General features: G+C 69.9%; 14 protein-coding genes. 4 read left to right on the top strand and 10 right to left on the bottom strand.

Annotated elements, in window-relative coordinates; all coding sequences use genetic code 11:
- The first annotated feature begins 428 nt into the window (after nucleotides 1-428).
- Nucleotides 429-2,960, top strand: coding sequence for a sigma-70 family RNA polymerase sigma factor (locus tag C0010_RS06265; RefSeq protein ID WP_105566216.1), 2,532 nt, complete (start codon nucleotides 429-431; stop codon nucleotides 2,958-2,960).
- A 319-nt stretch (nucleotides 2,961-3,279) separates the two neighbouring features.
- Here C0010_RS06265 and rplL read toward each other — a convergent pair whose 3' ends face one another.
- Together rplL and rplJ are read right to left on the bottom strand one after the other, a co-directional pair.
- The gene (gene rplL, locus C0010_RS06270; RefSeq protein ID WP_105566217.1) at nucleotides 3,280-3,663 is read right to left on the bottom strand and encodes a 50S ribosomal protein L7/L12; all 384 of its coding nucleotides are present in this window, start codon (nucleotides 3,661-3,663) and stop codon (nucleotides 3,280-3,282) included.
- Nucleotides 3,664-3,711: 48 nt separating this feature from the next.
- Nucleotides 3,712-4,227 (bottom strand): 50S ribosomal protein L10, encoded by a 516-nt coding sequence (gene rplJ / locus C0010_RS06275; RefSeq protein ID WP_105566218.1) that lies wholly within the window; start codon nucleotides 4,225-4,227, stop codon nucleotides 3,712-3,714.
- Between the two features lie 354 nt (nucleotides 4,228-4,581).
- Between rplJ and C0010_RS06280 the strand changes: the two genes are divergently transcribed.
- The 3 genes from C0010_RS06280 (at nucleotide 4,582) to C0010_RS06290 (ending at nucleotide 7,811) form a co-directional block, all read left to right on the top strand.
- Nucleotides 4,582-5,265: a YqaJ viral recombinase family protein gene (locus C0010_RS06280; RefSeq protein WP_105566389.1), complete on the top strand. Its 684-nt coding sequence runs from the start codon at nucleotides 4,582-4,584 to the stop codon at nucleotides 5,263-5,265.
- A gap of 316 nt (nucleotides 5,266-5,581) precedes the next feature.
- A complete protein-coding gene (locus C0010_RS06285) occupies nucleotides 5,582-7,336 on the top strand; it encodes an MDR family MFS transporter (RefSeq protein ID WP_232531766.1) in 1,755 nt (584 codons plus the stop codon).
- Entirely contained in the window at nucleotides 7,320-7,811 is a 492-nt protein-coding gene (locus C0010_RS06290; RefSeq protein ID WP_105566219.1) for a MarR family winged helix-turn-helix transcriptional regulator, read from the top strand. Before C0010_RS06285 ends, C0010_RS06290 begins: the two co-directional genes overlap by 17 nt.
- Before the next feature lie 12 nt (nucleotides 7,812-7,823).
- Here C0010_RS06290 and C0010_RS06295 read toward each other — a convergent pair whose 3' ends face one another.
- The 8 genes from C0010_RS06295 to C0010_RS06330 form a co-directional block, all read right to left on the bottom strand.
- Nucleotides 7,824-8,366, bottom strand: a complete 543-nt coding sequence (locus tag C0010_RS06295; RefSeq protein WP_105566220.1) for a hypothetical protein — start codon at nucleotides 8,364-8,366, stop codon at nucleotides 7,824-7,826.
- Nucleotides 8,363-8,989, bottom strand: a complete 627-nt coding sequence (locus C0010_RS06300; RefSeq protein WP_105566221.1) for a hypothetical protein — start codon at nucleotides 8,987-8,989, stop codon at nucleotides 8,363-8,365. Before C0010_RS06300 ends, C0010_RS06295 begins: the two co-directional genes overlap by 4 nt.
- Entirely contained in the window at nucleotides 8,986-9,588 is a 603-nt protein-coding gene (locus C0010_RS14920) for a signal peptidase I (RefSeq protein WP_232531768.1), read from the bottom strand. Before C0010_RS14920 ends, C0010_RS06300 begins: the two co-directional genes overlap by 4 nt.
- 17 nt (nucleotides 9,589-9,605) lie before the next feature.
- Nucleotides 9,606-10,223, bottom strand: a complete 618-nt coding sequence (locus tag C0010_RS06310) for a SipW-dependent-type signal peptide-containing protein (RefSeq protein ID WP_105566222.1) — start codon at nucleotides 10,221-10,223, stop codon at nucleotides 9,606-9,608.
- Nucleotide 10,224: 1 nt separating this feature from the next.
- Nucleotides 10,225-10,839: a SipW-dependent-type signal peptide-containing protein gene (locus C0010_RS06315; protein ID WP_105566223.1), complete on the bottom strand. Its 615-nt coding sequence runs from the start codon at nucleotides 10,837-10,839 to the stop codon at nucleotides 10,225-10,227.
- 184 nt (nucleotides 10,840-11,023) lie between these two features.
- A complete protein-coding gene (rplA, locus tag C0010_RS06320) occupies nucleotides 11,024-11,719 on the bottom strand; it encodes a 50S ribosomal protein L1 (RefSeq protein WP_174150272.1) in 696 nt (231 codons plus the stop codon).
- 11 nt (nucleotides 11,720-11,730) lie between these two features.
- Nucleotides 11,731-12,162: a 50S ribosomal protein L11 gene (gene rplK, locus C0010_RS06325; RefSeq protein WP_105566225.1), complete on the bottom strand. Its 432-nt coding sequence runs from the start codon at nucleotides 12,160-12,162 to the stop codon at nucleotides 11,731-11,733.
- A gap of 146 nt (nucleotides 12,163-12,308) precedes the next feature.
- On the bottom strand, nucleotides 12,309-13,283 hold the full coding sequence (locus tag C0010_RS06330; protein ID WP_105566226.1) for a helix-turn-helix transcriptional regulator: 975 nt from the start codon (nucleotides 13,281-13,283) through the stop codon (nucleotides 12,309-12,311).
- Nucleotides 13,284-13,321: the final 38 nt, after the last annotated feature.

A 13,321-nucleotide genomic window follows, 5' to 3' on the forward strand; every position in this document is an offset into this window, starting at 1 on the left:
CGCAAGGCGGAAGGAGGAGCGGGCCCGACGGCCAGCGACGACGGACAACGCGGCGATCGGCCGTGCTGAGCGTTGGAGGTGCCAGGGGTTGAGGCCCCTCCCCCGGTGTGCCTCAACCCCTGACTGCTCCTGCGTTCGGTCTCCGTTGCGGAAACGCGGCCCCCCAGCCTTCGGCGACCGAACGCATGTCCCCTCACACATGAGACGGCGGTGTCGTCGTTCCATTACGCGAGTTCGAGATTTTTTCTCGGCCCGGCTGTGCGACCGCCTCGGAGCCGCCCGGGCGGTGTCTCGCGACGGCATTCCGGACGCGCCCGTCCGCACGCGTCGCGCGGAAGAACGAGCCGATCGCGGCGCAGAACCCATATATCTGTAGGATTCCTCAGTCCGCCTGGCGCGCGGCACCCGTTCCATCGCAGAATGGGTGGATGCGTGCGTATGAATCGACGAGCGAGGCGGCGGCGGACGCCGATCTCGTCCTGCGTTCGCGCTCCGGCGATTCCGACGCATTCGGCGAGCTCTGGCAGCGGCACTACCGCTCGGGCATCGTCGCCGCGAGCTGCATCTCGGGCAGCTTCGACCCGGATGACCTGGTCCAGGAGGCGTACACCAAGGTCTTCCAGGCGATCCGCCGGGGCGGGGGCCCGACCGGTTCGTTCCGCGCCTATCTCTTCACCGCCATCCGGAACATCGCGGCCAACTGGGGCCGTGCCGCCGCGGCCGTCGGCACGGACGAGATCGAAGACCTCGAGGATCCGGAGTCGAACGAAGAGGCGGTGGACGCCGCCCTCGATCGCAGTCTGACGGTCACGGCGTTCCGCTCGCTGCCGAACCGGTGGCAGGAGGTGCTCTGGTACACCGAGGTCGAGTCGATGAAGCCGGCCGAGGTCGCGCCCCTGCTGGGCATGAAGGCGGCCGCCGTCTCGCAGCTCGCGTTCCGCGCGCGCGAGGGCCTGCGCGAATCGTGGATCCAGGCCCACATCGCGTCGGTCCCCGACGACTCCGACTGCCAGTGGACGATCGAGCGCCTCGGATCGCACACACGCGGCAACCTCGGGCCGCGCGACGCAGCGAAGGCGGATGCCCACATCGGCACGTGCCCCCGCTGCGCGATCGTGGCGTCGGAGGCCGATCAGGTCGGCAGCCGCCTCGTCATGGTGCTGCTGCCCCTCGCGGTGGGCGTCACGGGCGCCGGCGGCTACCTGGCCTCCCTTCAGCAGAGCGCCGAGCCCGTCGCGCTGATGGCGATGCCGCAGACCGTGCTGGACGGCGCCAGCGTGGTGCCGGGCGAGACCGTCGGCCCCGACCTCGTCGGTCACGGCGCCGAGGTCTTCGGGCAGCTCGTCGAGAGCGGCGCCGCGATCATCGGCGCGGGCGCCGCCGGCGTCGCCGGGATCGCCGGCGCTTCGGCGAAGGGCGCCGCCGACGTCTCGGGGCAGGCCGCGGCCGCGGCCGCCGCGGGCCACGGCGCATCAGGAGGCGCGGGTTCCGGCACCTCCGGCGGCGCGGGTTCGGCCGCGTCCTCGTCGGGCGGCATCACGAGCGTCGCGGGCATGATCACGGCGGGCATCGCCTCGCTCGGGCTCGCGGCCGCCGTCGCGGCCGCCGCGGTGCTCCCCGGCAACCTGACCGCCCCCGGCGGCGGCGCACAGTCCGCCCTGCAGGAGCAATCGGCCTCCGGAACCGAGATCGCGCCCGACGACGCGCTCGCCGAGGCATCCGAGGAGCGCGACGGCGAGGCGGAGCCGCCGGCGCCGCTGCCCCTCCCCGTGAAGCCGACGCCGCCGGATGACGAGCCGGTCAAGGGCGCGACGAAGGCGCCGGATGACGAAGAGCCCGACGACGAGCCGACACCGGACGAGCCGGCCCCCGAAGCCGCGTCCGCCCCGGAGCCGCCCGCGACGGACGGCTCCGACCCCGCGACCGATGGCGACACCGAGCCGGGCACGGACGGCACGGACGCGACGTCGACGGACGGCACCGGTGACGGCACGAGCGACGGCACGGCGGACGACAGCACCACGGACGCCGAGAACGACCCTCCGACCGACGACGGCGGCACGGACCCGGGGGCGGACGACGGGAACACCGACGCTACCGACGAGCCCCCGACGGACGACGACGGCTCCGACCCCGCGACCGACACCGAGGACGACGCCTCGGATCCCTCGACGGACCCGACGGCCGATTCCGACACGGACCCCGGCGCGGATCCCACCGATACCGGTGACGACACCGCGACGGACACGTCCGACGACACCTCGACGGACTCGGATTCCGATGCCGAGACCGACTACACGCAGCTGACCGCCGAGGCCGTCGCGGATGCCGAGGCGGTCACGCTCGCCGTCTCCGGCGGAACCCCGAACGAGGCCGTCGTGATCACGGCGAACGGCAGGGTGCTCAGCGACGCGGACATCGCCGGCGGTGCCGCCGCTGGCGCATCGCGCGCGGCAACGGGCACGGAGCCGGCCTTCGCGCTCGACGACCGCGGCGCGCTCGAGCGCCGTTTCGCGGCCGGGCCCGAGTGGCACGGCTCGACGGTCGAATTCGCGGTCGACTACGCAGACGAGGCGGCGGGCGACGGGCTCAGGGGGGAGTCATCGGTCGCGGTTCCGTCCCCAGACGACGAGGTTGACGAACCCGACGCACCCGATGTTCCGCTCTCCGTGAATGCCGATGGCTCTCAATGGAACCCGCTGAGTTCAGAGTTCACCATTGCGGTGAATGCGACGCCGGGAACATCAGTGGATGTCACGGTCACGAACCACCGCTTTGGCCAGCCGCACACAGCCTCGGGGCAGATGGCCGCTGGCAGCGACGGAGTCGCACGCGTCGCTATCCCGAAGAAGCTCTGGACGAGCGCCGACGACTTCGTCGATATCAGGACGACGGATGATTCCGAACGACTTGATCGCATGACTCTCGGCGAGATTTTCCTCGGCGTCGAGCTTCCGTAGAGAAACGCTGGTGGATGCAGTTGCAGCGCACGTCGTTGCTCGGTTCGTGCGCTCATCCTCTCGCGTTCGAAGTACACGCCTGGCTCCGCGGATGCGGCCGTTGCGCCCGCGCCTTCCACTATTGACGATGAGTGCGCTCGAACACATAATGCACGCCGGGCCAGCCGGCCGTGGGCGCCGCTGAGTCGTTGCGTCCGTGCGACACGGTACCTTTCGACTGTGCCGGCTATGGTCTGCCCGCCCTCACGATTTCCTCGCACGCAGAAGCGCCCCGGGGCGAACCCCGGGGCGCTTCGAAAAGGTGTCGCTGGGACGAGCCTTACTTGAGGCCCACCGTCGCGCCGGCCTCCTCGAGCTTCGCCTTGGCGGCCTCAGCGGCCTCCTTGGCGGCGCCCTCGAGAACAGCCTTCGGCGCGCCGTCGACGAGCGCCTTCGCGTCGCCCAGGCCGAGCGAGGTCAGCTCACGCACGACCTTGATGACCTGGATCTTCTTGTCGCCGGCACCCTCGAGGATGACGTCGAACTCCGACTGCTCCTCGGCGGCCTCGGCGGCCGCGGCGGGCGCGCCGGCAACGGCAACAGCGGCCGGAGCCGCAGCGGTGACGTCGAACTTCTCCTCGAACGCCTTCACGAACTCGCTGAGCTCGATGAGCGTGAGCTCCTCGAACGCGCTGAGCAGCTCTTCGGTGCTGAGCTTCGCCATGATGTATCTCCTGTATATCCGGGGTTTGTGGGTTTGTTACCGGCCGCTTTACGCGGCGGTGTCCTGCTTCTCGCGCAGTGCCTCGACCGTGCGAACGGTCTTCGAGGGCAGCGCCTGGAAGACGGCGGCAGCCTTCGACATCGAGGCCTTCATCATGCCGGCGACCTTCGACAGCAGAACCTCACGGCTCTCCAGGTCGGCAAGCTTGTTGACTTCCTCAGCGGAGAGAGCGGCACCGTCGAAGTAGCCGCCCTTGATGACGAGAAGAGGGTGTGCCTTGGCGAATGCACGCAGGCCCTTCGCGACGGCGACCGGGTCGCCGTGCACGAACGCGATCGCCGACGGACCGTTGAGGTCGGCGTCGAGATCCGAGATCCCCGCGTTGTTCGCGGCGATCTTGGTCAGCGTGTTCTTCACCACGGCGTATTCCGCGTCCTGACGGATGCTGTCGCGGAGCTCCTTGAGCTCGGCAACCGTCAGCCCGCGGTACTCGGTAAGCACGACGGCGGTCGAGTCTTCGAAGTTCTTCTGAAGCTCGGCAACCGTTGCGTCCTTGTGCGCCATGGCCACTCCTAGATCTGTACGAGACGCCCTGCGGGAGCCGGGCGCCGACCGTGACCGCGGCAACAAAAAAGCTCCGGCGCAAGCGCACGGAGCTGGATCCCGGAGGAAACTCATCTGTACACCTGCGCGGGCCCCTGCTGAGCAGAGCTTCGATCGTCTCGCGATTGCTCGCGCGGCGACGACCAGCGGTCTTCGGCTCCGTCAAGGCTACGACATGCCCGACCTCGCCGCCAAATCCATCCGGCGGGCCCGCCCTGGGAATCGCCCCAGAGCGCCCGGATGCCGAGGAGCGGCACCACCGCCGATCGGAGCGTCAGCCGGGCTGGCGGGACCGCTCGGCGTAGAGTGGACGCCGTGTCACCCGAACTCGAAGCCCGGATCGTCGCGGACTCCCGCGACCGGGCCGGGTGGCTGAGGGCGCGGGCCGCGGGCATCACCGCAACCGACGTCGCGCAGCTGTCGACCGAGGCGTCCATCCGACGCGCCGCGATCTCGAAGCTGGGCGGCGGATCGAGCTTCACCGGCAACGCCTACACCGATCACGGCAGGCGGCGCGAGCCGGTGATCGCCGGGTGGATCGAGCGCAACCACACGATCGCGCCGTCGAGCGCCCTGTTCCACGCCGAGGTCGAGAAGCGCCACCTGGCGACCCCGGACGGCGTCGGCGAGGACGCGAGCGGCCGCGTGCTGCTCGCCGAGATCAAGACGACGAACAAGCCGTTCAAGACGGTGCCGCGCACCTACCTGCGCCAGGTGTGGTGGCAGCAGCACGTGCTCGGAGCGGAGCGCACCCTGTTCTGCTGGGAGGAGCACCGGAACTTCCAGCCGCTGCACGAGGAACCGAAGTTCGTGTGGATCGACCGCGACGACGACGAGATCGCCCGACTCGTGCAGCTCGCGACCACCCTGATCGACGAGCTCTACCGGCGCACCACCGGCAACGACCTGCCGACCTCCCGCGCCATGACGCCGCGCGAAGAGGCCCTGCATCGCGCCGCCTCCCGCGACGCCTATCGCGCGCTCGCCCTGAGCGACTGAAGCGCGGCGCCGCCGGGTCAGCCGTCGCGGGCAGCGCAGGCGACTCCCTGCGCGCACGGTCCGCCTCGGCACGGTCCGCATCGATGGGCCACCCACCCGCCGCGCGGCGGAACGCACGCCTGCCCCGCGGCACGCGCCGAGTCGGGACGGCCGCGGCAGCCCTGCCCGCCCCCCGCGTGCGGATCGCCGCGGGCGGACCTCCGCAGATAGTTGCGCCCGATCAACTTCTCGCATATAGTTGACTGCTTGCAACCACTTATGGGCGTCAGCGCCGCCGCCCCATCCATCCGCTCATCTGCCGAAAAGGGGAACGTGCTTGTCCACGATTGAAGAGAAGAAGGCGACCCGACGGAAGCTCGAGGCGCTGTCCGGCCTGCTGCTGGCCATGTTCTGCTCCATGCTGTCGATGACCGTCGTCGGCTCGTCGATGCCCGTGATCGTCGACGACCTCGGCGGCACGCAGACGCAGTACACGTGGGTCATCACGATGACCCTGCTCACCACGGCGATCTCGACCCCGATCTGGGGCAAGCTCGCGGACCTCGTCAACCGCAAGGTCCTGATGCTGACGGCGCTCGTGATCTTTGTGCTCGCGTCGGCGGGCGCCGGCGCCTCGCAGACCGCCGAGATGCTCATCCTGTTCCGCGCCCTGCAGGGCATCGGCGGCGGCGGGCTGCAGTCCCTCAGCCAGATCCTGATGGCCGACATCCTGAGCCCCCGCGAGCGCGGCAAGTACATGGGCCTCTTCGCGGGCGTGATGGCGATCGGCACCGTCGGTGGCCCGATCCTCGGAGGCTTCCTCACCGATTCGATCAGCTGGCACTGGAACTTCTACGTGGGCGTTCCCCTCGGCATCGCCGCGTTCATCGTGCTCGTCAAGACGCTGAAGATCAACCAGGCGAAGCCCGACAAGGTCCGGATCGATTACGTCGGCATCGTGCTGCTCTCGGTCGCCGCTGGCTTCCTGCTGGTGTGGATCTCGAACGTGCAGACGTACGGCTGGGCCAGCTGGGAGACGCTGTACATGGTCGGGATCGCGGTCGTCGCGACGATCGCCTTCGTCCTCGTCGAGCGGAAGGTCGCCGAGCCGCTCATCCCGATGCACCTGTTCCGCAGCCGCACCTTCACTCTCGCGGTCATCGCCTCGATCTCGATCGGCGTCTCGATGTTCGGAACATCGGTCTACCTCGCGCAGTACATGCAGGTCTCGCGCGGCTTCGGCCCGACCGAGGCCGGCCTCATGACGATCCCGATGGCCGCCGGCATGCTCGGCGCGTCGGTGATCATCGGTCAGGTCGTCTCGCGCACCGGCATCTGGAAGCGGTACGTGATCACGGGCGCCGTGCTCATGGTCGCCGGCACGGCCCTGCTCTCGACGCTGCACTACGACACCCCGCTGGCGCTGGCCGGCGTCTACATGTTCCTGCTCGGCTGCGGCACGGGCATGACGATGCAGAACCTCGTCCTGGTCGTGCAGAACTCGGCGAACCCGCGCGAGATCGGTGCTTCGACTTCCGGCGTGAACTTCTTCCGCTCGGTCGGAGGCACGGTCGGCGTCTCGGTGATGGGCTCCGTGCTCGCCGCGAGCATGACCCAGCAGTTCGAGGATCGTGCGGCCGACATCAAGGGCGCCATCGCCCAGTTCGCCGCCGAGAAGGGGCCGGAAGCGGCCACCGAGCTCGGAGAGAAGCTCACGGGCGGCGGCCTGCCTCCCACGCGCGACCTGCCGGAGGCGATCGCATCGATCATCGAGCAGGTCTCGGCGACGGCGATCTCGCACGCCTTCATGGTCGGAATCCCGCTCGCGATCGTCAGCCTCATCGCGATCTGCTTCCTGCCGAACGCCCAGTTGAACCGCAAGAACACGCAGGAGCAGCTGAAGGCCGCCGCCGAGAAGGAGTCGGCCCAGGGCGCCGATCCGCACGACGCGGCAGAGGACGCGGAGGACGCGTGGAGCGAGGCCGAGCGCGAGCATCTCGCCTACAGCGAGGCGCGCGACACCGCGCTCGCGTCGACGGGCGCTGTGCGCCTGCCCGTCCGTCCGGACCAGAAGAATGACCGCGACAGCTGACTCACCGTCGGCACCGGATGGCGTCGACGCGCGCGACGACGCCATCCGGGCCGTCGAGGCCGAGTTCATGCACATGGCGAGCGGCTTCCGCCGGCTCATGTCCCGGCGGGCCGAACGCGTCTCCCCGGGCCTCCTGCCCGCGGGCTACAAGGTGCTCACGACGATCGCGCACCAGGGACCCCTCACGGCCAGCGCAGTCGTGGAGCAGCTGATGCTCGACAAGAGCCAGTTGAGCCGGATCGTCTCGGATCTCGAGCAGCGGGGGCTCATCGCCCGCACGCCCGACCCCGACGATCGGCGCGCCCAATTGCTCGAAGCCACGGTCGAAGCGAGAGCGAAGCTCGACGCGATCCGGGACGACCCGTCCGAGCGCGGCATGCGCCACAGCCTCGAAGTATGGGACGTCGCCGACATCGTGCGGCTCCGCGATCTGCTGCACGCCCTGAACGAAGACACGCACGGCGGGGCGTTCTGAGCGCACCTCCGCTCACGCGTCGGGATTCGGGCAGGAGATGCCCGTCAGCAGGGGAAGGTTCACCCCGATCGACTTCGCCTGGGCCGACCGCCACTCGGACGCTCCCGGCGTCCATACGGTGCGCCCCGCCACGGCGAAGCTGCTGCCGAACAGGTCGGTGATCGAGCCGAGGAGCGCCTGCAGGAGGGTACCTGTGAACGTCGTGGTGTAGACACCGCTCGCGTCGGGCCCCACTGTGGTCGCCTGTGCCTGCCTGCCGTCGATGGACCACCGGGTGTTCGCCCCGGTGAACCCTGTGTAGGGCATCCCTGACTCCGACCAGCGCCACTGCACCGTGAGGAACGGCCGGGTGAGGGTCAGCAGCGTCGGTCGCGTGCAGCTCGTCGACACGATCACGGGTGGCTGCAGCACGACGGTTCCGAGCTGCCCGCCGGCCGCCGCATGCTCGGGGTCGGTGAACGCCGCATCCGTCGCCCGCCCCTCAACGGAGCCCAGCCCGACGACGAGCACCATGATCCCGAGCGCCGCGGCCCACAGCCCCCGCCGCCGCGTCACCGTTCGGCCCTCCGCGTGCGCCGCGCGACGACGAGCACGGCCCCGACCGCGAGCGCACCGAACGCGCCGAACACGATCGGCCAGGGCCCTGTGCCGCCTGTGGCGGCAAGTTCACCCGTCGGGCCGCCGACGTCGACCTCCTCGCCGAAGCCCCCCGCGACGACCCGCACCTCCGTCTTCTCGCCCTGCCGCAGGGCGTCGGGGGCAGCGACCACCAGGCGGAGGTGCACCGTGTCTCCCGTGACCGAGCGGGCCAGTTCGTGGCGCGAGCCATCCCGCGCGACGGGCGACAGCGGGCGGAGGCGGTCCTCCCCGGTCGCACACGCGCCACCCCGCCACGCGACGTCGCACCGATGCACAGCCACATCGACGGCGAGCTCGCCGACGCCCTCCAACGAGGCGGTGATCTCGCCGCGTTCGCCTCTCGTCGTGCCGATGTCGACGAGCCAGTCGATGCTCTCCCCGGGCGCGAGATCGGCAGCGGCATCACGATCGAGGGTCGAGACCAGCCGAAGGTGCTCACCTTCCACGACGCGCGTCTCGCTCGCACCCCACGCCGACGACGGCGCGAAGACGGCGATGAGCGTCGCCGCCCCGACTGCCGCGATGCGCGAGGCCCTCATCGCGACCGCTCCACCGGGTTGGCCCGCGGCAGGGCCGTCGACGCAGGCACGTGGACCGGCGTGTCGGATGCGGGCTCGGCCTCGCGCTGGGCGCGCGGCCAGAACGACCAGACCACGAGCACGCCCGCCGCGAGCGTCAGCCCGCCCAGGACCAGCGGGTGGCCTAACCAGACCATGACGGGCGCGACCCCCGGGACCGAGAACAACACCTCGCGCACCGTCGTGACGGTGTAGGGGAAGGGATCATCGGCATCGTTCGCGTCTCCGCGCATCGTGATCACGCGCTCGTCCGGCGACGCTCCGTCCGCGACGCTCGTGACCCGGTGCGTGACCGGCAGCTCGTCCTCGCCGCGGTCCACCGTCACGACGTCTCCGACCGTCACCTCGCCCGCGGGCGTCTCTTGCACGACGGCGACGGAGCCGGCCGGGATGGTGGGCGACATCGAGCCGGTGCGGAACATCATCAGGGTGATGTCCATGGTGACCGCCAGAACCGCGAGAGCCGCGAACAGAACGCCCGCGGCCGCGGCCAGCCACAGCAATGCCTCGCCCAGCACGCGCGCAGGGCCCAGCCGTCGCGTGGAGCTGGCATCGATCACCGCACCCTTCCTCTCGCTCACGAGGCCTGCGCCGCGACGACCCAGCGCGGCGTCGACGTCAGACCCTGCGCTTCGTTGCCGGCCGACGCCGGCAGCGTCACAGCGAAGCAGTACCGGACGGTCGACCCCGCCGACGCCGCCAGCTGTTGCGACGTCGTGGAGCTCACCGTCATCGCGGAACCCGTCGGCACCACCTCGGTGCCCGCGGCGAATGTCGTCGCGTTGCACACCGCGCCGGTGATAGTTCGGGCGCCGTAGCGGAGGTGCGTCCCGAGGCCTGCTCCGTTGCCGCTGTCGGCCGAGAGGCCCGCGACACCCGCCACCGAGGTCGACAGCGTACGCACCGAGAATCCCGCGTACACCGTCTGCCCCGGTACGAGCCTGGACGCGGCGACCGAGAAATCGAGCGCCGCGGCGGTGCTGGACGAGGCGTGCTCGGTGAAGCTGGTGCCGTCAGCCGATCCCACGATCCCGAAAGTGCCGGCGCCGATCGTCGCCGTCACGTGCTCTTGGTCGGTCCAGGCCGCCAGCGTCGATGCCGCCCCGACCCCGAGGACGATGCCGCCCGCCAGGATCGCACGCACGCGCCGGAGCACGACGCCCCGCGGGCGCGCCCGGCGCTCCCGCCGCGCCATGTCAGGTCGCGTCGTCCGACGTGGCCTCGAACTCCCACGTCGTGGTCGCCGTCGCCCCCTGCTCCAGGTCGGCACCGGCGGTCACGGCGAAGCACAATTGCACGCTCGCACCGGGGGCGCCGTCACCGTGCGCGAGCGTGACGGTGCCCGACGCCGTGTTCGCGTCGAGCGAGGCACCCTCGCCGAGCACTGTTCCCGCAGCGATCGTCGTGGCGTCGCACACCGCGGCCGGGTCGATCGCGGCGACGACGTATCCGTACTGCGCGGCGTCTCCCGTCGCCGTGGTGCCCGCGAGGGCGAGCGAGCCGTCGATGCTGGTGGCGTCGTCGAGGCGTACGAAGAACGAGTCGTAGGCGACCTCGTCCGGCACCATGTTCGACGTGTCGGCGACGAACTGGACGCTGTCGAGCTGCTGAGCCGACGCCGCGTCGGAGTGCTCCGCATAGGTCGTGTCGTCGAGAGAGCCCTCGAGGTTGAACGTTCCTGCGGCGAACGTGCCCGTCGCGAACTCGGAGTCGTTCCATGCGGCCAACGTGACGGCCGTCCCCACCCCGACGACCAGGCCTCCCGCAAGGATCGCGAGCACCTTGCGCCGCTTCGTGCCTGCTTCGGCCATGTTGTTCCCCCAAGATCCGCGTCGACCGGCGAGAACGCCCCGGTCGGACGGCCCCGATAGGTCCCAGCGTACCGATCTTCCGGCACAGGGCAAGCAGAGATTCTCCCCTGCGCGTCGGCAGCGCAGACGACGAAGAACGCCCCCGCTCCGACCGGAGCGAGGGCGTTCTTCTGGGCGATGTGCGTTACGCGACGAGGCCGTTGACGTCCATCGGGATGCCGGGGCCGAACGTGGTCGACACCGTGCCCTTCTGGATGTAGCGGCCCTTCGAGCTCGACGGCTTCAGGCGCACGATCTCGTCGAGCGCGGCCTGGATGTTCTCGTCGAGCTGCTCGGCGCCGAACGACGCCTTGCCCACGATGAAGTGCACGTTGGCGTGCTTGTCGACGCGGAAGTCGATCTTGCCGCCCTTGATCTCCTCGACGGCCTTGGCCGGGTTCGGGGTGACGGTGCCGGTCTTCGGGTTCGGCATCAGGCCGCGGGGGCCCAGCACCTTGCCGAGACGGCCGACCTGGCCCATGAGCTCCGGCACGGCGACGGCCGCGTCGAAGTCGGTCCAGCCGTCGGCGACCTTCGCGATGAGCTCGGCGCCGCCGACCTCGTCAGCGCCGGCGGCGGCGGCGGCCTCGGCCGCATCGCCGTTCGCGAAGACGATGACCTTGGCGGTCTTGCCGGTGCCGTGCGGCAACATGACGGTGCCGCGCACCATCTGGTCGGCCTTGCGCGGGTCGACCGAGAGCTTCAGCGCGACCTCGATGGTCGAGTCGAACTTCGCCGAACCGGTCTCCTTCGCGAGGGCGACGGCCTCGGTCGGAGTGTAGAACTTGCCGTCCGCGATCTTCGCGGCGGCAGCGGTGTAAGCCTTGGACTTTGCCATGATCGTTATCCCCCTCAGTCCTCGACCGTGATGCCCATGGAGCGGGCGGTGCCGGCAACGATCTTCGAGGCGGCCTCGATGTCGTTCGCGTTCAGGTCGGGCTGCTTGGTCTTCGCGATCTCCTCGACCTGAGCCTTGGTGATCTTGCCGACCTTGACGGTGTGCGGAGTGGCCGAGCCGCTCTTCACGCCAGCAGCCTTCTTGATGAGCTCCGCCGCGGGCGGGGTCTTCAGGACGAAGGTGAAGCTGCGGTCCTCGTAGACGGTGATCTCGACGGGGACGACGTTGCCGCGCTGCTGCTCAGTCGCGGCGTTGTACGCCTTGCAGAACTCCATGATGTTGACGCCGTGCTGACCCAGGGCGGGTCCGATCGGCGGCGCCGGGTTGGCCTGGCCGGCCTGGATCTGGAGCTTGATGAGCCCCGAGACCTTCTTCTTGGGTGCCATTACCTCTTCCTTTCACCGAGCGCGTGCCGTGTGCACGCGCTCTCCCACATCCGGATGGACGTGGTGATCGCAGGCGCGCGGAAACGCACGCCAACTGAACGAGTCTACCGGACAGCGACCGTCGACGTTCCCAGCTTCCGCACGCCTTACGCATCGCGGTACTGCTCCACGAGGCGCTCGCCGATCTGCCGCAGGTGGGAGCGCACCTCGGCGGGCTCGACGACTTCGACGACGCTCGCCCACGCCGCCAATTGTTCGGCGAGTGCGTCCGCGCGATGAGCGCGCACCTCGACGACCGGATCGTCCGGCTCGATCACGGAGTCGATCATCCGGGCTTGGACACCGAATCTGTCGAGCATCGCGCGCACCGCCCATGGCTTGACCCGCAGGATCGCACGCACGCGACCCCGCATGCCTTCGACGCGCTCCACCATGCGCGCCCATTCCCCGGATCCGTCGAATCCATCGGGAGCGATGCCTCGCTGCGGCAACAGCTCCACTTCCCGAATTCGGTCGACGCGGTATGTGCGCACGCAATCCGGGTCGGCCGATTCACCGCCGGGAACGACCGGCGCGCCGAGCAGATACCATCGCGCGCCCCGACTGCCCACAACGAGCGGGACCAGTTCGAGCACACGCTCACCGCCCGAGCCGTCGTAGGTTGCGCGCACCTGGAGCTCATCGGCGATGGCAGCCTGCAGCGCCGCCACCGTCGACGATGTCGACTCCCGCTCGGCCTCACCCCACGGCACGTCGCGCACTGTCGCCGCGGCCACGCGCTGAGCGCCTTCCCGGAACGGTGCCGGCATGGCCCTGACGAGCTTGCGCACGGCCGCCACCCGCTCGGGTTCAGCGCCCAGGCTCTGGGTCAGGCCGATGAGCAGCGATGTGACCTCGCCCTGGGTGAGGCCCGTCAAGTCGGTGCGCGCCCCGCCGATCAGCCGCCACCCACCGCCGCGACCCCGCGCCGGGTAGATCGGCACACCGGACATCGCCAGCGCCTCCAGATCGCGCCGTGCGGTCGGCACCGACACCTCCAGCTCAGCTGCGAGCTCAGACGCGGTGATCTGCGGACGCCCCTGGAGGAGCAGGAGCGCCTGAATCAGTCGATCGGCACGAATGTTCTCACCTCTTCGGAAAAGTGATCAGAAGGTGATCA

This window comes from Microbacterium halophytorum (assembly GCF_002970975.1).
In the GTDB taxonomy this organism is placed as follows: Bacteria; Actinomycetota; Actinomycetes; order Actinomycetales; family Microbacteriaceae; genus Microbacterium; species Microbacterium halophytorum.